The organism is Nostoc linckia z4, from assembly GCF_002608075.1.
GTDB classification, from domain to species: domain Bacteria; phylum Cyanobacteriota; class Cyanobacteriia; order Cyanobacteriales; family Nostocaceae; genus Nostoc; species Nostoc linckia.
On sequence record NZ_LAHA01000082.1, the window covers coordinates 34836 to 52465 of the forward strand.

18 protein-coding genes and 1 tRNA gene are annotated in these 17630 nt (G+C 39.5%); 7 read left to right on the top strand and 12 right to left on the bottom strand.

Annotated features, from left to right (window positions below):
- Positions 1-52 precede the first annotated feature (52 nt).
- Positions 53-1399 carry a BsuBI/PstI family type II restriction endonuclease gene (locus VF06_RS35395; protein ID WP_244918108.1) on the top strand — a complete coding sequence of 449 codons (1347 nt, stop codon included), beginning with the start codon at positions 53-55 and terminating at the stop codon, positions 1397-1399.
- A gap of 7 nt (positions 1400-1406) precedes the next feature.
- Here VF06_RS35395 and VF06_RS35400 read toward each other — a convergent pair whose 3' ends face one another.
- Together VF06_RS35400 and VF06_RS35405 are read right to left on the bottom strand one after the other, a co-directional pair.
- Positions 1407-2180, bottom strand: coding sequence for a hypothetical protein (locus VF06_RS35400; RefSeq protein ID WP_099071445.1), 774 nt, complete (start codon positions 2178-2180; stop codon positions 1407-1409).
- A gap of 583 nt (positions 2181-2763) precedes the next feature.
- Positions 2764-3171 (bottom strand): hypothetical protein, encoded by a 408-nt coding sequence (locus VF06_RS35405; RefSeq protein WP_099071444.1) that lies wholly within the window; start codon positions 3169-3171, stop codon positions 2764-2766.
- A gap of 67 nt (positions 3172-3238) precedes the next feature.
- Here VF06_RS35405 and VF06_RS35410 point away from each other — a divergent pair, with 67 nt between their 5' ends.
- The gene (locus VF06_RS35410) at positions 3239-3904 is read left to right on the top strand and encodes a class I SAM-dependent methyltransferase (RefSeq protein ID WP_099071443.1); all 666 of its coding nucleotides are present in this window, start codon (positions 3239-3241) and stop codon (positions 3902-3904) included.
- 76 nt (positions 3905-3980) lie between these two features.
- Here the strand turns inward: VF06_RS35410 and VF06_RS35415 are convergent, their stop codons facing one another.
- The 5 genes from VF06_RS35415 to modA all read right to left on the bottom strand — a co-directional run bounded on the left by VF06_RS35415 (position 3981) and on the right by modA (position 8910).
- Entirely contained in the window at positions 3981-5624 is a 1644-nt protein-coding gene (locus tag VF06_RS35415) for a purple acid phosphatase family protein (RefSeq protein WP_099071453.1), read from the bottom strand.
- A gap of 463 nt (positions 5625-6087) precedes the next feature.
- A tRNA-Met gene (locus VF06_RS35420) sits at positions 6088-6161 on the bottom strand.
- A 348-nt stretch (positions 6162-6509) separates the two neighbouring features.
- Positions 6510-7208, bottom strand: coding sequence for a DUF642 domain-containing protein (locus VF06_RS35425; RefSeq protein ID WP_099071442.1), 699 nt, complete (start codon positions 7206-7208; stop codon positions 6510-6512).
- Positions 7209-7362: 154 nt separating this feature from the next.
- Positions 7363-7989 (bottom strand): DUF642 domain-containing protein, encoded by a 627-nt coding sequence (locus VF06_RS35430; protein ID WP_180267567.1) that lies wholly within the window; start codon positions 7987-7989, stop codon positions 7363-7365.
- A 66-nt stretch (positions 7990-8055) separates the two neighbouring features.
- Positions 8056-8910, bottom strand: coding sequence for a molybdate ABC transporter substrate-binding protein (gene modA, locus VF06_RS35435; RefSeq protein ID WP_244918107.1), 855 nt, complete (start codon positions 8908-8910; stop codon positions 8056-8058).
- Positions 8911-9696: 786 nt separating this feature from the next.
- On the opposite strand from modA, the gene VF06_RS35440 reads away from it, so the two are divergent.
- Positions 9697-10410 (top strand): hypothetical protein, encoded by a 714-nt coding sequence (locus tag VF06_RS35440; RefSeq protein ID WP_099071440.1) that lies wholly within the window; start codon positions 9697-9699, stop codon positions 10408-10410.
- 78 nt (positions 10411-10488) lie between these two features.
- On the opposite strand, the gene VF06_RS35445 is transcribed toward VF06_RS35440, so the two are convergent.
- On the bottom strand, positions 10489-11424 hold the full coding sequence (locus VF06_RS35445; protein ID WP_099071439.1) for an alpha/beta fold hydrolase: 936 nt from the start codon (positions 11422-11424) through the stop codon (positions 10489-10491).
- 98 nt (positions 11425-11522) lie between these two features.
- On the opposite strand from VF06_RS35445, the gene VF06_RS41705 reads away from it, so the two are divergent.
- The 3 genes from VF06_RS41705 to VF06_RS35455 all read left to right on the top strand — a co-directional run bounded on the left by VF06_RS41705 (position 11523) and on the right by VF06_RS35455 (position 14089).
- Entirely contained in the window at positions 11523-11681 is a 159-nt protein-coding gene (locus VF06_RS41705; protein ID WP_180267958.1) for a histidine kinase, read from the top strand.
- Entirely contained in the window at positions 11674-12555 is an 882-nt protein-coding gene (locus VF06_RS35450; RefSeq protein WP_099071438.1) for a shikimate dehydrogenase, read from the top strand. Before VF06_RS41705 ends, VF06_RS35450 begins: the two co-directional genes overlap by 8 nt.
- Positions 12556-12883: 328 nt before the next feature.
- The gene (locus VF06_RS35455; RefSeq protein WP_099071437.1) at positions 12884-14089 is read left to right on the top strand and encodes an alpha/beta hydrolase; all 1206 of its coding nucleotides are present in this window, start codon (positions 12884-12886) and stop codon (positions 14087-14089) included.
- A gap of 159 nt (positions 14090-14248) precedes the next feature.
- On the opposite strand, the gene VF06_RS35460 is transcribed toward VF06_RS35455, so the two are convergent.
- Complete coding sequence (locus VF06_RS35460; RefSeq protein ID WP_099071436.1) at positions 14249-14863, bottom strand: hypothetical protein; 615 nt, start codon at positions 14861-14863, stop codon at positions 14249-14251.
- Between the two features lie 380 nt (positions 14864-15243).
- Between VF06_RS35460 and VF06_RS35465 the strand changes: the two genes are divergently transcribed.
- Complete coding sequence (locus tag VF06_RS35465) at positions 15244-15675, top strand: biotin carboxylase (protein ID WP_099071435.1); 432 nt, start codon at positions 15244-15246, stop codon at positions 15673-15675.
- Positions 15676-16062: 387 nt separating this feature from the next.
- Here the strand turns inward: VF06_RS35465 and VF06_RS35470 are convergent, their stop codons facing one another.
- The 3 genes from VF06_RS35470 to upp all read right to left on the bottom strand — a co-directional run bounded on the left by VF06_RS35470 (position 16063) and on the right by upp (position 17545).
- Positions 16063-16326 carry a YggT family protein gene (locus VF06_RS35470; protein ID WP_099071434.1) on the bottom strand — a complete coding sequence of 88 codons (264 nt, stop codon included), beginning with the start codon at positions 16324-16326 and terminating at the stop codon, positions 16063-16065.
- Between the two features lie 140 nt (positions 16327-16466).
- A complete protein-coding gene (locus tag VF06_RS35475; RefSeq protein WP_099071433.1) occupies positions 16467-16820 on the bottom strand; it encodes a ssl2009 family thylakoid membrane protein in 354 nt (117 codons plus the stop codon).
- 74 nt (positions 16821-16894) lie between these two features.
- On the bottom strand, positions 16895-17545 hold the full coding sequence (upp, locus tag VF06_RS35480) for a uracil phosphoribosyltransferase (protein ID WP_099071432.1): 651 nt from the start codon (positions 17543-17545) through the stop codon (positions 16895-16897).
- Positions 17546-17630 lie beyond the last annotated feature (85 nt).

Consider the following 17630-nt stretch of genomic DNA (forward strand, 5'->3'; position numbering starts at 1 on the left):
AACCAAAAAGCCACAAGCTATATTGCATGTAGAACAAACAGAGAAAATTCTAGTGCCAAATGAGCATTATGTCCTCTGTAAAAGATTTTCTTCAAAAGAAGAAAAAAGGCGAATTGTTGCAGTAATTTATAATGCAGAAATATTTGATTGTGATTATGTCGGCTTTGAAAATCATTTGAATTATTTTCATAAAGATGGGCGCGGTCTTAGCCATACCTTGGCTTGTGGGCTTGTAGTTTATCTTAATTCAACTTTAGTTGATTTATTTTTTCGGTTGTTTAATGGACATACTCAAGTAAATGCAACAGATTTGCGAAAATTAAAGTATCCGACATTAGAACAATTATTGTCTTTAGGAACGGAGATTAAAGAACGCTTTCCCTCTGGGTGCGAAATCGATCTACTTGTGCAAAATAAGTTATTTAATATGTCAAATCAGTCCGACAAAAATCCCATCAAAATTAAGTCTCGAATTGACGAAGCACTGCAAATATTAAGGCAATTGGGCTTTCCACGACGACAGCTTAACGAACGCTCAGCTTTAACCCTTCTGGCGTTACTTGACTTAAAACCGACAGACTCTTGGGATTTAGCGACTTCTCCTTTAATGGGAATTACGCCAATAATGGACTTTATGGCTGAGCATTATGGTAAAACTTATAAGCCCAATACACGAAAAACAGTTCGCCGCCAAACAGTACATCAATTTCTAGATGCTGCTTTGATAGTTGCAAATCCAGATAATCTGAGCCGCCCTATCAACAGTCCAAAAACTGTCTATCAAATTGAAGAAAGTGCGCTCGAATTATTACGAACCTATGGTACTAATGAATGGGAAAAAAGCATAAGCACTTACCTCGCTTCCATTGAAACTCTCAAAAAGCAGTATGCACAAGAACGGGAAATGTCCCGTATTCCGATCGTAATTGCAGGAGATATTAAAACTTTATCACCAGGTGGTCAGAATATTCTGATTGAAAAAATTATTAACGATTTCGCTCCACGTTTTACTCCTGGTGGAAAGCTAATTTATGTTGGTGATACCGATGAAAAATTCACACATTTCGATGAAGCAGCATTAACGGATTTAGGCGTTACTATTGATTCTCATGGCAAAATGCCAGATGTAATTATTCACTTGACAACAAATAATTGGTTAGTGCTAATTGAAGCTGTAACTTCACACGGGCCAATTAATGCAAAACGAAAGAAGGATTTGGAATCTCTATTTAGAGGCGTCAAAATCCCTTTAGTTATGGTAACAACATTTCTCAGTCGCAAAGCAATGGTAGAATACCTACCAGAGATTGCTTGGGAAACAGATGTTTGGGTTGCTGAAGATGCAACTCATCTCATTCATTTTAATGGCGAACATTTATTGCAGGCTTACGAAATATAGCTAGAATTCAGGCTGATTTAAAAAATCGAATGATTTCTCGTACATGATCGAGAAATTGTCCATCAGTTGAAAGTTGAGCGATCGCACTTCTAGCTTCTCTTCCTAAACGTTCATGTTCTGTGTGATTGATTGCGCGTAATTCTTCTAAATTAGCCACAACTCTGGCTAAATCTCTGCGAGTTTCTTCAGCAAAACGTTGTTGAGTTGCTGGTAATGAAGATGGTTGTTCTAAATTCAGTTGATCCTCTAAAGATTGCACTTTTTGTTCTAAATTGTAAAAGCGATCGCGCAATTCCATAATATCTTCGCGGGGATACTTCCATTCTTGGCGTATCATCGCTAACCTTGCATATAAATACTCATAAGCCCGAATCGCTGGACGCAGAATTGTTAATAACAAAGCTGCACCAGAACTCACATATCCCACTGTACTAATACCAGTGACAGCCAGAGTATAAAGGCCAACGGCTGAGAGTAAGTGTAAAGCAATGGCAACCCAAAGCGATCGCTTTGCCAAAACTGTGACATACTTCACTTGTTTTTCATCGACTGGAATTCCTTTTTCCCTAGATTGTGCTGCTTCTGCTAATACTTCTTTAGCTTGAAAATGCACATTCCACGGTACGGTCACAATTACCAACAGCCACCAAAAACTCGCACCGCCAATCACCCAGTCCAGAAAGCTACCAGCAGGTATGTGCAACCATTGGAGTAAGCCAAAAGCAGCCAGCACCACAATCACAATGCTGGCAATGGAACTGATAAAAAAGTTAATATACATTTTGTATTGTCTCCGATGAAACTATCATTTGAGAATCAGAATTCAGAATTCAGAATTCAGAATTCAGAATTAATATGGCGTATTTTTTTCCTTATTAATTACGAATTATGTTGACTGTCAACAGTCAACATCGATATTGTTCGCAATTGAAACATGATTGCTATATTTTTATCGTGACTATAGCCCAGCAGTTTTACTGAAATAATTGTGATGCTTTTTTTTATTGCACACACCATCTTTTGCATGAGATGGCTACACCAAATAGGCTAAGTATCTTTTGTACCTTTTTGTAAAAATTAGTAACACAAATGCTTGTGATAGTTTTTATAGCTGCACATATACTAAGATTAACAAGTTCAAAATTCAGAACTAAATAAGTTCGTACAATAAAATCAAACTATCTTAAAAAAAGAAACTAAGTTGCCTTGGCGACTAGAAGTCGCGGCTACACAGACAAAACCTTAATTTCCCGTTAGTCCACCTCCGTGGACTTCTCTGCGAGACGCTACGCAAATGTTTGTGTAGTAGCGAATTCTATTCGCATTTTCCAACATCATCTAAAACCATCCCTATTGCCTATTAGTTATTGAATGAGATAACTACGCCAAATTGGTTGAGTATTTTTACTATTTTTATCTGGAAGCAACAGTCGCCAAGTTTTGCCTTCTTGCTGAATTTGCAAGTAAAGGTTAAAGGGTTTTTTTGGTTGTGTTAAGCTTCGTTTTGGTAACTTAAGAATTAAGTCGTATGTTCCTTGAACGCGAAAAGCTGGTAAATTTTCAATAGTTAGGGGTTGTTCTTGGGTAATTGATAGCCGCTTGATTTCAAATCCTTGAAAATCTAGATCCAACTGCTGATTAAGCTTTTGTTGAGTTTGTTCTAAGTCTAGTGCGATCGCTTTTTGCACTAACTCGCTAGTTGGTAACAATCCAATGGTGCCACAAGCCGTCAATAGCACCAACAATATTACTGTTAAAAGCAACCGCACCATATTAATCCTCAGAAACCCCTAATCAGCGATAGTATAACTGTAGATTCCCTAAATTTTCTCATTTACCATGCCAAAACAGTCCATAGGTCTTGATAACCAACTATACAATTATCTTTTATCCGTATCGCTGCGAGAACCAGAAATTCTTTGGAAGTTGCGTCAAGAAACCGCGAACCATCCCAATGGGACAATGCAGATTTCGCCAGAACAAGGGCAGTTTATGAGGTTTTTGGTGCAGCTGATTGGAGCGAAGAAAACCCTGGAAGTTGGTGTATTTACGGGTTATAGCTCACTTTCTGTAGCTTTGGCGCTACCAGATGATGGTAAGATTATTGCGGCTGATGTGAGTGAAGAATTTACTGCGATCGCCAGACGGTATTGGCAAGCAGCTGGGGTAGCCCATAAAATCGATTTGCATTTAGCACCAGCCTTGGAAACTTTAGATCGATTGTTAGCAACTGGGCAAGCGGAGACATTTGATTTTGCCTTTATCGATGCTGATAAAGAAAATTATGAAGGATATTATGAGCGATCGCTACAATTAGTCCGTCCAGGCGGATTAATTGCCATTGATAATGTTTTGTGGTCAGGACACGTTGCTGACCCACAATTCCAAGATGAAAGTACCCAAGCAATTAGGGCATTAAACGAAAAGTTATACCATGACGAACGCGTAATTCTTTCTCTTGTCCCCATTGCAGATGGGCTGACTTTAGCACTTAAAAGACGTTAGTGCATTTTCATACACTTGCTTTATTTGATTGTCATTAGTTTTTTATAATTGGTAATTATTTTTTAATGACCAATGACTAATGACTAATGACTAATTCATCAAACTTTACTACTTCTGAATCAGGCTTACGAGTATCAAAACGATAACTAGCGATGCTACCTGTTGCTGTGTCAAAGATACTAAAAACTGTAATTTCATTACTAGCAATATAAGGCATCGGTTTTGCATCTTCACCTAACAAAGGAGCAATTGTTGGTACAATCGGTACTAAACCATTGGCATCGCCGAGTTGAACATACTCTTCTTGATAATTAGTTGGCACTTCTCGTTTCCTATCACCCCAAGCCGCACCGTAAGTATTACCAACATTAGATGTTTCTAAAAAGTGCATTCCACTGGGACTAACAAAGCGATTCCACAAATGAGAATGCCCATAAAATACTAATTGCACATTAGCTTTTTCTAACAAAGGTACAACATCTCGGATGATATAATCTGCACCTTTGGAATATTCGTAACGCACAGCCTTAATGTTATCACCATCTCGCTCAATTATTTGTACTGGTTCTGTATAGGCGGGAACTATATTATCACCAAGAGTATGAGGTGGATGATGAAACATTACAACTTTGTATTTTGCTTGTTGAAATTCAGGGCTATTGAGTTCTGTTTCTAGCCAATTATATTGCTGGGAACCTTTAGCAATTGGTTCATAAATTACCTGTCCGTATCCCCAATTTTCTGGGTTATGCAAATCTTTTTCTGCTTCTTCATATCTACCTTTACGCTTCCCATCTAAACTGGGAGGACGCCACATATTTGTAATATATAATACTACGAGACGTACATCTCCAAAGGTAACTGCGTAATATTTTTTTCCACCTTCTTGGCTTGTCGGTAAAGTGAAAATTTCTTCGTAGGTAATAGTGTTAAAAGAATTATCGATGAGAGATTTATCAGGGTATAATTTTTGGGCAATTGCCTGAGGAATAGTATCATCAAATTCATCATTTAAACTGCCAGTTCTAGCATATCGTCCCATGACTTCATGATTACCAATGCAAGTAAACATGGGTGTATGTTGAATTATTTGCCCACCAGTGTAGGTTGTTTTAACACCATTGTGGGTTATTTCGTATTTAGCGCGACCTTGTAAACCAGGAAACAGCGCACCACCGCTATTATCATCAAACCATTCCGAGGCGCGATCGCTAACATTGACCAAATCACCAGCAAACCATACCGCATCAACTCGTCCAACAGTTTCTACTACCTTTTGCAGATTTGCAGATGTCATCGGCTTTAATTGATGGTCTGAGGTCAGCAAAATTTTTAATGGTGTACCGGGTTTTGGAGTAGCCGCAAGAGTAAAAACATCACTGCTAATAGTTTCGCCATCTTCCCGCACACTTGTAACGCGATAGTTTACTCGTATCCCAGGAGTTAATCCAGTTACCTCGGCTTCATGTCGCCAAATGTCACGTCTGACCGGTTTTTGATAAACTTGGTTGTCTTGCGTTTGGTTTCCAACTCTTGATTTTTGGTCTTCACGTGTGCGACTGAGTTTGATAGTATTTGCTTTAGCGATTTGTTGGAGGTTTTCACCGTAGGACACTGTATGTTGAGTACCAGCAAACTCGGTAAACCAAACTACTCGCACTGAATTTTCAGTTGGCAGCTGCAAAAACGGATCGGTCAGCAGATAAGGTGCTGATATCATATCTGTTTGCCTACATGAATGCACGCTTACTAGGGTAAAGCATATAACAAGCGACAGCATAGCCACTGAGGAGATTTTACGGCTATCTAAGAGGATGCTTGAAAAGTCGGTTGTGCAGTAAAAAAAAGCTCTCAATGTGTAAGCAAATACGTAGTACAGAACCGTTGAGAGCCATGAGTAAATCATATCTAACTCAGCTTGGTGTACCTTTAGTTCAGCAACAACTTGGTTGTCTGGAGTGTCAGCTAAATTCACAGATAAGTATTTCTGATTTCCATTAAAGCAAGCTCTAGGAAATCTTAATCTAAGATCGTCTTTAGATACTTCAATACCAATTTTAATGGGAATCCTTTGACTATTTTGGATAGTCACTGGATAGTCAAAGAGAGTTAAAACAAAGATTCAGCTTCCATGTCCACCAATAACTGAAAGCTGAAACCCTTATATTATCGTTTTTCATAAGTGGCTCAGGTCGGATTTGAACCAACGACCCCAGGCTTATGAGTCCCGTGCTCTAACCAACTGAGCTACTGAGCCATTTTTTTCGGTCATTTATGAATATAACATACAAATTCTTTGATGCCTAGCCTCTTTTACAAATAGTTTTTCTGTTTTGCAAATACGAACTGAGGATTGGCTTATTTTGGGGCAGGGGGCAGGGGAGAAGAGGCTTTTGGGATTTTGCCAAAGATGCAGCAATCACAACTGATTATCCCTAGATGATGTAAGACATCAAGTGATTGTTAAACAGAGTTTTAGGGTGTAATACTATTTCACAAAATACTCGATCGGCTAAAACACATCTAATTTGCAGATGAAAATTTTCTTAATATCTTGTAGGGTGGGCATCTTGCCCGCCCTCTTTGATTGCGACTTAAATATCAATTACTGAGAGAGTTTATCAGGCGGTAGTGAAAGCGATCGCTTTTTCTTCAACCAAATTCCTAATAATCCTGCAACCACTATTCCTCCAATAGTTGATGATTCAGGTACAGGTTTGACACTCACATTATCTAAATACAAAAATGCATATCTATCCACATTGCCAAATTTTAACTCTGTGGATGATGAATCTGCTGTGAAGTTGAATTTATATTGAGTGTATGGTTGGAAAGATATGTTTTTTTCATCGAAAATCTTATTTCCACCAATAAATGCTTGGAACTGATTATCAAGATCGGGAGCTTCAGCTATGGATGCTAGATAGTAACTCAGTTCGTATTGCTGACCAGGTTGTGTAGAAAGTGTCTGTGATATGTAGCTCAGGTCTACAAACCCACCAAGTGATAAACCCTGATTACCACTTTGAGGAAAATTACTAATTCTAGTTCCTGATGTATTGATGGGATCGCCAATTTTATTCCATCCTGTGATATTCGGATTTGTAGTATTGGGATTGTTAGGATCTACAAGGGGATCGAGTTCAAATCCTCCATTAAAAACAATATCTCTGGGATCTAAAACATAGTTGGGATCGTATTGTGCTTGTGCTGCTGGAATGTAAGTACCAGAGATTACAGCAGTGCTAGCTAAGGTAGTGGTAGCACTAAAAACAATAATTGAGAGTTTTTTACTTAAGTTCATCAAACTTGACTCCAAATAATTCCAAATCTCTGCAATTTTATTTGCGTAAACGGTTAATTAATGCTGGCTCTAAACAAGGCATTATCAAAACTGTAGAGCCAGACATCATAGCAATTTACAATTCCCAATTCATGGACGATAAAAACCAGATGTTTTATTCATCTTCATCATCTATGACTTCATCCCCATAGTTTTCTCCAGGATGTTCGGGCGTAGCTTTAACACTCACATCATCCAAATATAAAAACGCATACTTGGCTTTGGAACCAAACTTGATTTCAGTAGATGTTCCTTTTGCTTTGAAATTTACCGTGTATTGCGTATAAGCCTGAAAAGAAGTATCAGTTTTCACTGAAACCTTCTTTCCACCGATAAAGACCTTAAATTTATTCTTGAGGTCAGGTGCTTCTTCTATGGATGCTAAATAGTAGGTAAGTTGGTAGTGTTGACCGCGAACTGTGGGAATGGTCTGTGATATGTAACCAATGTCTGAGAATGCACCAAGTGATAAACCTTGCTTACCAGTGCTAGGAAAGTTGCTAATTCTAATACCTGATGCAGCTAATGAATCACCAGATTTAATCCATCCCGTAACGTTGGGATTTAGAGTGTCGGGTTCATTAGGATTGACAAGATCGTCGTATTCAAAGCTGCCGTTAATAATTAATTCTTGTCCTTCCGCTTGTGCAGCTGATTTATAAGTATTGGTAATCACAGCAGTATGAAGGAAGGCAGTAGTCAGACTACAAACAATAATTGAGAGTTTTTGAGTAAACTTCACAAAACATGACTCCAAATAGTTCAAAATTCAAGACAACAACTACTTAATTGATTTACTTTGTAGTGATTAAGGTGCAAGAAATCCATAGTTATTTCGGAAGATATTCTGAGCAGTAGTACCACTCAAATAGTTAGAAAAACTTTGTGCAGTCGTTAAAACTGTAGTTCTGGTGAGTATACCCAGTGGGTAAACAATCGGGTCGCTTTCTGCTATCAAAGAAGTATCTGCGACTCTGACTTTGTTAGAAATGGCAGCATCAGTTTTGTAAACGATACCTGCATCAATAGTTTTATTTACACCTCCAACTACAAGAGTTTTATTTTCAACCGCAGTTAAAACGTTACGTACATTGCTAGCAAGGTAAAGTTTAGGACTGAGAGTGGTGAAAATACTCCGGCTGGTGAGAACTTGTTTGGCATAATTTCCTGCTGGGACAACTGGCGGATTCCCTGTGTAGTCACCTATGGCTATACCAGTAATGTTGGCATTGGTCAAACCATTGAAGCTATTGAGAGCAGCACTACCAGCACTCACAGGAGGTGTTGTAGGGGCTATCAAAACTAGACGGTTTTTGACAATGTTTTTACGGCTACCTGCAACCAATTTACTTGGGCTTGCATTTTGTAAAACATCTATTTGGTCAGCAGCAGCAGAAATGAAAATATCTGCCGGCGCTCCTGCTTGTATTTGGCTGAGCAAAGTACCAGAGGCCCCAAATGTATAATTAATAGTGATACCGGGGTTAGCATTTTGGTACTGAGTCTTAATGCTATTGAGCGCATTTGTTAAGCTGACAGCCGCATACACATTGAGTGTAGTTACTGAGTTTGCTGGTGATAATTTGACGAACTGCAACCCAACTACCAGCATCATACTGGCAGCTGCGGTAGCCATCCAAGCAATAAGTCTTCTTCTGTTCATAAAAGTCATAGTTTGAAATGAAACCCCATCACTGGCATAATCCATACCTGGAAACAAATAACCGCAAAGAATCGCCCAGAGCGTTTCCAAGGATGGAAATTTATCATTCTCCGGTAGGTTTACGTAAACAGAGAGTAAAAGGGATTAGGATGTAGAGATTTTACCAGTAAAGTAGGTATTTACCAAAATATTTGGTAAATTTTTCATGACATTCAACTATGAGTTTGTAGTTACCTCACATGAACACTATGTAGGGTGTAGGGGAAACAACCTAGCTCCAAAATCAAGATACAAGTCTTTGTTTTTAAGCATAGAAGTAGAAAAAAGATATATTTACCAGATCCAATGTGAGTGAATACTGTCACTTTTGTTGAGAAAGATTTAGGTAATAAATAGACCTCTTGCAATCAATTGCTTTTTGCACTCTTGTGGGAAAAGGGATACATCTTTATTGGGGAAAGGGAAAATACCAAACCTTTCCCCCTTTCCCCTTACCCTTTTCCCAACTTCTGCAAGAAGTCTAATAGCTTAAAAAGAATAACTTTGATTTCAGTTTATCCCTTGTTAAGTTGAAGTTAAGAGGGATAAATAGATATCTAAAATTACAGCCAAGTACTTTTCAAACAACCTTTAAGTCATGATTTTTAAATCACTATATTAAGAGACTGTCAAATTTGTTGCTTATTACCTCTTGATTATGATATTCTCTAAATTTACATAAAATTCTTGGGAATTTTATAACAGCGAATAAAATGGAACAGCAACATACTCTGCTGTGAAAGATTTATGAAAAAATATACCCTTTTAAAGAAAATTGCTACAGCTATTATCATAGGCTTAGTTTCTTTTTCCTGTGAACCCGAAGTTACCAGAAACGGCGAACAGGCAAAAGCAACCGACCAAAAAAAGTCAGAATCAAATATTATCTATGGTAATTTAATTATTAAGGAACAGTCTGATTATTTAATGATTCCAGTTAATTTTACAGACCAGGATAGAAATCAGGACAATAATCTAAGTGTTTCACGTTCTTATGGAAAAAGTAGCAGTTTGTATAACATTGTATTTTATCGCAAACAAGATGGCGAAGCTCACCTTTTATTAAATAAAAAAGCCCTTATTAACTCCTTTGATTTTCTAGAAGTGAAAACGACAAATCAAGCGGTTACAAGAATTTGGTTATATAAAATTATTGACCAAGATACAAACGGCGATAAAAAAATTAACATCGATGATGCCATTGTTGGTTATATTTCTGATTTATCGGGTAAGAATATCCAGCAAATTACCCCAAACAATACACAAGTTCTTAATTGGGTTGTTGTTCCCAGCCAAAACGCTATTTTTATCAAGATTCTTAAAGATTCCAATAATGATAAAAAATTCAGTGCAGAAGACAACACTAATTTTGTGAGGGTGAATTTAGATCGACCAGGTATTGGAACAGAAATTATTAGCGATCGCCTAGAACAAGAAGTTAAATCATATATAGTTAAATAATTTCAAATATAGTATATATTTTGAGTTTTTAAACTTTTTTAGAGACGCTTAAATTGCGTCTCTAATCAGCATTTATCACTACGAAACAGACAAAACCCAATCGCGTAAAACTTGGTTTACTTTATCGGGTATTTCGTCGTGGGGACAATGACCGGCGGCTAGAAAATGTTCTGTAAGTTGAGGATAATATTGACGAAACTTGCGAGAACGTTCTCTAGCATTCATCCAAGGATCTGCTTCTCCCCATAGCAGCAACAAAGGACAAGTTAATTCCTTTAGTAAGGTATCGACTTTTTCACCTTGAGGCGTACTAAAAACAGAAACAAACACATCCAATGCTCCAGGATCGTAAGCTGGACGATAAATTTCTTCTACTAATTGGTCTGTAATTGCGCTTTTGTCAAGATAAACTTTTTCTAAAGTTTGGCGAATAACCCAACGTTGTCGCACGTATTGAAATAGTAGAAATTGGGCTAAAGGTTGTTGAAACATCCATTTAACCGAGTCACCCAAGAGTTTTTGTAAAGAAGAGGGTTGTTTGGGAAGCTGAATTTGGCTTTGTAAAGCTTCAGGTTCCGGTGTAGGTTGGCTTTCGCTAAAAGGCCCGGCGCTATTGAGTAACACTAAGCCAGCCGCGCTATCAGGACGTTGTGCTGCAACACACAAGCTTGCATAACCGCCAAGAGAATTACCAGCCAAGATAGCTTTTTGGCCGATCGCTTCACTGATAAAATCGTGAAGTTGGTCGCGCCATAAGTCACCACTGTATTGTAATTTTGGTTTTGCCGATCGCCCAAATCCTAAAAGGTCGATGGCAAACACTTCAAAATCTTGACACAATCCTGTGATATTCTTGCGCCAGTGGTCAGTGGAAGCACCAAATCCATGTACTAAAAGCAAAGGCGGACGCTGAGCTTGCTTTTCTCCCGCATGTACATAGTAAACATTGTGCCCGCGCCACTGCCAATATTTACCAGGAATTGGAGTTGTAGAGGGGGCTGTAGTTGCCTGCATGATTTAAACAAATGTGAAGTAGCCTTTAATAATTGTAGAGTAAGTGGGGGATTGGGCATGGGGCATGGGGAGATGAGGAAGATGAGGGAGATGGGGAGATGGGGAGATGGGGGAGACAAGGGAGACAAGGGAGACAAGGGAGAAAGATTGCTACCTTGTCTACCTTGTCTACCTTGTCCTCTTCCCATCCCCAATGCCCAATGCCCAATACCCAATGCCCAATGCCCAATGCCCAATGCCCAATAACAAATGACTAAATTAATTACAGGGAAAACTAAACTTTTAGGAGTAATTGGCTATCCGGTGGAACATTCACTGTCGCCGGTGATGCATAATGCAGCGATCGCTAATTTGGGATTAGATTATGTTTATCTACCTTTTTCCATCGCACCAGAAAATTTGGAAATTGCGATCGCAGGTTTCGCCGCTATTGATATAGTGGGCTTTAGTGTGACGATACCCCACAAACAAGCAATTATCCCTCTGCTGTCAGAAATTACTCCTATTGCTCAAACTATTGGAGCAGTAAATACTGTTAGCCGCAAAAATCACAAATGGTTAGGTACAAATACAGATATTGAAGGATTTATTGCGCCTTTGCAGACAACGTATAAGCAAAATTGGAGTCAAAAAGTAGCGGTAATTTTAGGCAATGGTGGTGCAGCTAGGGCAGTTGTGGCAGGTTGTCATCAACTAGGTTTTGCCAAAATTTATGTATTGGGACGCAATGTGCAGAAATTACAAGCATTTTGCGATAGTTGGAGTAATCCAGCTATAGAACAGAATTTGCAAGTCGGTACATGGGATGAACTAGCAAAATTGATTCCCCAAGCAGATTTGCTAGTCAATACAACCCCGATAGGTATGTATCCTAAAGTTGATGAGTCGCCTTTGAGTGCAGAAGAAATAGCACAATTGCCCCAAGGTGCGATCGCCTATGATTTGATATATACTCCTAAACCAACGCAATTTCTCAAGCTTGCAGAAAAACAAGGCGCAATTGCCATTGATGGCTTAGAAATGCTAGTCCAACAAGGGGTAGCAGCATTAAAAATCTGGTTGCAGCAGGAAACTATACCTGTAGAAGTCATGCGCCAAGCTTTACAAAATCATCTGGGTTTGGCAAGATGACTGATTCCAAAATTCATGCACCAATTATCTAATGTCTCTGACTTTCAGATGATCCTAAATGATTTTGGTGTTGGGGACATGTCAATACAGTTTAGATTAACCTAAAATCCTCATGTAGAGACGCGATTTATCGCGTCTTCAAAGAGCAATTATTTCCACGAACGCTCGTTAACCCAAGGGTATTGGTATGTATATTAGTGTTATATTCTTACCCAGTAATCAATAACCATTGTATTGCTTAATTTATCCTTAAATTATGGCAAAAATCCTTTAACTGTGATTTGTATAAATTACATTTAAACTTAAATATTATTTTGTCATAAGAGTTATGGCTGTTGTGCGATCGCTTGTTTCCATACTTGTATTATTACTAGCTTTTACAAGCCTATTCCTTAGTTCTTGGATTATCCTTCCGGCTCCAAATATGTTTTTACTCACTCTAGCAGTGGGAGCGCCAGAAGTAAGTCCTTGGTTATTGTTATTAAATTTGTTCTGTTTATTGCTGTCTTTTTTCTATATCCGTTACCGTCAAGTACAGATTTTAATTTGTATTTTCAATGTCATCGGATTGCTAATTTGTGGCTCGGTGTTAGTGAAGATTCCACTCACTCAAAAGCAGATGGAGCGAGCGATGAAACAAGCATTGGGAGCAGATTATCTAGAAAAAATCCCAGTTCAATTAAAAGCCAAAATGCAAACTCATCCCTTTAACTTGGTTAATTCTTTCCGGGGTATTGCATTAGGTAAAACACGTCAGCAAAAAGATATTATCTTTGCGAATCCTGCGGGAGTGCCTTTAAAAATGGAAGTTTACCAACCGCAGGAGGTGGGAAAATATCCAGCAGTTATAGTAATTTATGGTGGAGCTTGGCAACGTGGCAATCCCAGCGCCAATAGTGAATTCAATCAATATATAGCTCAGCAGGGCTATACAGTATTTGCCATCGACTATCGACACGCACCTCAATATCAATTTCCATCTCAGTTGGATGACGTGCGTACAGCCCTCAATTTTATTCGCAAACATGCAGCCGAATATGAAGCCGACCCAGAAAATCTTGTACTTATAGGATATTCTGCCGGGGCACACTTAGCAATGCTAGCAGCTTATCAACCGGATGCACCACCCATCCGTGCTGTGGTCAGCTATTACGGGCCTGTTGACTTAACTGAAGGATACAAATCACCACCAAGTCCCGATCCTATTAATAACCGCGCTGTTTTAAAAGCATTTCTCGGTGGTTCGTTAGAAGAATTGCCTAATCAATATCAAATTGCTTCACCGATAAATTACTTAAGGCATCCTTTACCACCAACTTTATTAATTTACGGCAGTCGCGACCATGTGGTAAAACCTCAATTTGGAAAACAGATGTACGAAAGTTTACATAGTTCTGGTAACACTGCGGTTTTTCTAGAAATTCCTTGGGCAGAACACGCTTTTGATGCTGTTTTTAATGGTGTGAGCAATCAATTAGCCTTGTATCATACTGAAAGGTTTTTGGCTTGGGCATTGCGTGGAAGTGTTGACTGATGACTGTTGACTGTTGAGTGTTGACTGGGGAATTATATTCTCCCCATCTCCCCATCTCCCCATCTCCCTTGTCTCCCTTGTCTCCCCCATCTCCCCCATCTCCCGCTTAGTGAGCGTTCGCGTCTCGTAGAGAAGTCGAACCGCCTCTGCCCACTTCTCCTACTTCTGACACCAGCGCCAGTTATAGCGATTCCATTCGTAGATTCCTTGAATTTCATATTCAGCGCCGTTGAGGAAGCGGACAACGCAATTAGTACAGGAGTTATGGCGTACATCGCTAACTTCATTAATTTGAATCACAATGGATGGAAACCACTCTGGTTTACAGGGGCCATCTGCTTGCACCCATTCCCACAATGCATTGCAAATTTCGATGCGATCGCCTACTCTCAACTTCAATACATCTTCTAAATAACAATACTTATCAAAATGGTACGACTCCAGACGGTTGAGCCACTCTAAACCGTAGCGTTGGCGGATAAATTGTACTGTTCCAGAGTCATTATCCAACAGCCAATCATTGAGTAATTGTATTTTCCAAGTACGGTTACGTTGTTCTTGAGTCTTCACAAATTCTAAAAAAACTTCTAACTCCTCTGGGGTAAGTTCGTCTAAGGGATTAGCAACATCTGACGGCCCAGAGTGAGAATTTTCCTGAATTTGCTCAACGAATTGCAATAATATCTCTTTCTGCGCGTCAGTGAGAGGACAGCCAACTGCATCACAACTATTAAAGGCTGCTTGCATAGCTGTTTCAATCTCATCTGGTGTCATAAAAATTAATAGCAATCGTGGGTTTATTTACTTAATTATTACAAATGCTAAATTCAAGTTTTCAATCTACCTCTAATAATATGAAGTTCGATTAAAGACTAGGGGCTTGCAAGTAAAAAATATTCCGTTGTTACTGAATACTGATGACTATTGACGGTTCACTGTTAACAGTCAACAATCAAGCACCTGAAACGGAATAATTTATTTTTTCAAGTTCCCTTATTGTTAGGGTGTAATCAATAATGCTGAGACTTGCAGGTAAAAACAGGAAAAAATTTGCTGTTTCCCGTCATCAGTCAACTGTCATCAATCAACCGTAATTCCGTTGTAAGCTGAGGTTATCAGTTACATCACTATTTAATTAAGTTACGGAGTTTTTTATGCGGTTGCGATCGCTCACGGTTGTTTTGATTTCTTGTTTCATCACTCTTCTATCGTGGGTGCTTACTCCCCCCGCTCTAGCGCTGACACAGATTAGACTATTTGATATTTCTTATCAGGATTGTCCCCCTGAACTGGCACAAGGAGCTGTGACTAGTAGCGGTAGTGGTGCTGCTAATTGCTTTATCGTTATTGGCAAGGCAGAAAATGGTACTAAAAAAACTGTTTATGATGCAGATATTTATGGACGCATCTATGATGCTAACAATGACTCAGTAATGCAAAATCGCACCCGTCTTGGTTCCATTGCTGAGATACCACCAGGTGTTAGCGATTTTGAATTGAGAATTTCTGTACCTGCAAATCAGCCTACTCCATTAAAACTCAAGCAGTTTAAGGCAGCCGGATTTAGCGCTCCGGTACGGAAGTAATAGACTTCTAAGATAAGTAGGGAAAAGAGGAAGGGGAAACGGGGAAAGGTTTGGTATTATTTTCCCTTTCCCCAATAAAGATGTATCCCTTTGACCACGAGAGTGCAAAAAGCACTCTTGTGCAAAAGACTCAATGAATAGTGCTAAGTACTATTAGAGCTTGCAGGGCGTTTAGCCACTGCCAAGTAAAATAAATTTTAAGGACTTCCAAAAAAGTATTCCATAAAAGACTGTTGAAAGCCACTGAGGGTATGGGGAAACCCCTACATACCCTCAGTGGCTCATATTCACAGTTAACAGTCAACAGTCAACAGCGAACAACAGCAATGAAATATTTCTTTACTTGGAAGTCCCTAATTGAACATCAAACAAACAGCAAATTTTCTATTACACAACGTAGGCTAGACGAGTGATAAATCCGCCTACAAATTGTAGAAGTAGAATAGCTAACATTGGTGAAAAATCTATGCCGCCCAGTGGGGGGATAAATGACCGAAACACATTGAGGTAAGGATCGGTTATCTGACTCAAAGCTGCAAATGGTTGGTCATACCAGTTGATTGTCGGGAACCAGGTTAAAAGAACCCGAATCAATAACAAAAAAGTATAAATCTGGGTAAAAGTAGCAAGAGTGGTAATCAGTAATTCCATAGATAGCGTGGTTTCCTACTAAGGTTTCCTACTAAGTTTCAAACGCGGTCTTATCTATTGATTTTAATTTAGTCTATGTCACGGTGTTTGCAGGTTTAGTATTTACCACACTTGGTACTTTTATCATGCTTCCACAAAGTTTAGGAATCTTTAGGAAAAGAGCGATCGCCAACTGTTTGTGGTGAACCGCCATTCACATTTCCTAGCTGCTTTCGCACTTCATCAATTGTGGCATTTAGCTGGGCAATTTTGTCTTCTAGCGATCGCCGAGCTACTTCTATGCTAACACTCTCTGTTTCTGAGGCTTTCATTTGACGCCGTTTTGCTGCTATTTTCTTGGCTTCGGCTTGGCTATCTGGTTGTTCTGTTTCTTCCTCTGCTAGCAATTCCGAATCGCGTCGAGAAGCAATCAGCGCGCCAATGACACCACCAAATACGCTACCGACAAATGCCCCTGCTAAAAAACCACTGGCAAAACCATCTCGCTGACTCATATGTTTACCGCCTTCAACAATCTTGCAACTCTTACAGTAGTTATGCCATGAATCTATCCTAGCTGCATACTAACTTAAGTCCCAAAGATGCGATCGCCTGCATCCCCCAATCCCGGTACTATATACCCCTGGCTATTGAGTTTTTCATCAATGGTTGCGGTGTAAACTATTAAACCTGGATAATTAGCACTCAATTTTTGCAAAGCTGGTGGAGCCGCCACCACACAAACAATCCGCGTTAAACTTGGATCTACGCCCCGTTGTGTTAATTCTGCCATTGCTGTCATAATCGACCCTCCCGTTGCCAGCATCGGATCGGTAACTAACACTCGTGTTTGGGGGTGAAATTTTTCTGGTAACTTGTTCAGATAACAATGAGGTTGTAGCGTTTCTTCATCTCGTGCCAATCCGAGATGATAAACCGACGCTAAAGGCAGTAAAGTCTGCGCTCCCTCTAGCAATCCCAGCCCCGCCCGGAGAATTGGTACTACTGCCACTGGTATTTGTGCATCAATCACAGTTGCTGGACAGGCATCCAAGGGAGTCTGCACTGCTGTTTCTTGAGTAGGCAACCAGTCACGTGCAGCTTCATAAGTCAGCCATCTTCCCAACTCAGTCATCGCACTGCGGAATAATACTGAAGGCGTGCCTGCATCACGAGCCACTGCCAGCCAGTGTTGTATTAGGGGATGAGGTGGTACATAAACCCGCAATTGTAGCGTCATAGCTAGAAGTCAGCGCCTTTTGATTGTACATGAACTGAAAAACCATAATACTCTTTCCTGCATCCGACTGACTAGGAGAGGGGAT

What these genes read in the sequence shown, in the direction of transcription:
- VF06_RS35400 (WP_099071445.1), bottom strand. Translation starts at nt 2,180, where the DNA reads ATGTATATTAACTTTTTTATCAGTTCCATTGCCAGCATTGTGATTGTG.
- VF06_RS35405 (WP_099071444.1), bottom strand. Translation starts at nt 3,171, where the DNA reads ATGGTGCGGTTGCTTTTAACAGTAATATTGTTGGTGCTATTGACGGCT.
- VF06_RS35410 (WP_099071443.1), top strand. Translation starts at nt 3,239, where the DNA reads ATGCCAAAACAGTCCATAGGTCTTGATAACCAACTATACAATTATCTT.
- VF06_RS35415 (WP_099071453.1), bottom strand. Translation starts at nt 5,624, where the DNA reads ATGATATCAGCACCTTATCTGCTGACCGATCCGTTTTTGCAGCTGCCA.
- VF06_RS35425 (WP_099071442.1), bottom strand. Translation starts at nt 7,208, where the DNA reads ATGAACTTAAGTAAAAAACTCTCAATTATTGTTTTTAGTGCTACCACT.
- modA (WP_244918107.1), bottom strand. Translation starts at nt 8,910, where the DNA reads ATGAACAGAAGAAGACTTATTGCTTGGATGGCTACCGCAGCTGCCAGT.
- VF06_RS35440 (WP_099071440.1), top strand. Translation starts at nt 9,697, where the DNA reads ATGAAAAAATATACCCTTTTAAAGAAAATTGCTACAGCTATTATCATA.
- VF06_RS35445 (WP_099071439.1), bottom strand. Translation starts at nt 11,424, where the DNA reads ATGCAGGCAACTACAGCCCCCTCTACAACTCCAATTCCTGGTAAATAT.
- VF06_RS41705 (WP_180267958.1), top strand. Translation starts at nt 11,523, where the DNA reads ATGGGGAGATGGGGGAGACAAGGGAGACAAGGGAGACAAGGGAGAAAG.
- VF06_RS35450 (WP_099071438.1), top strand. Translation starts at nt 11,674, where the DNA reads ATGACTAAATTAATTACAGGGAAAACTAAACTTTTAGGAGTAATTGGC.
- VF06_RS35455 (WP_099071437.1), top strand. Translation starts at nt 12,884, where the DNA reads ATGGCTGTTGTGCGATCGCTTGTTTCCATACTTGTATTATTACTAGCT.
- VF06_RS35460 (WP_099071436.1), bottom strand. Translation starts at nt 14,863, where the DNA reads ATGACACCAGATGAGATTGAAACAGCTATGCAAGCAGCCTTTAATAGT.
- VF06_RS35465 (WP_099071435.1), top strand. Translation starts at nt 15,244, where the DNA reads ATGCGGTTGCGATCGCTCACGGTTGTTTTGATTTCTTGTTTCATCACT.
- VF06_RS35470 (WP_099071434.1), bottom strand. Translation starts at nt 16,326, where the DNA reads ATGGAATTACTGATTACCACTCTTGCTACTTTTACCCAGATTTATACT.
- VF06_RS35475 (WP_099071433.1), bottom strand. Translation starts at nt 16,820, where the DNA reads ATGAGTCAGCGAGATGGTTTTGCCAGTGGTTTTTTAGCAGGGGCATTT.
- upp (WP_099071432.1), bottom strand. Translation starts at nt 17,545, where the DNA reads ATGACGCTACAATTGCGGGTTTATGTACCACCTCATCCCCTAATACAA.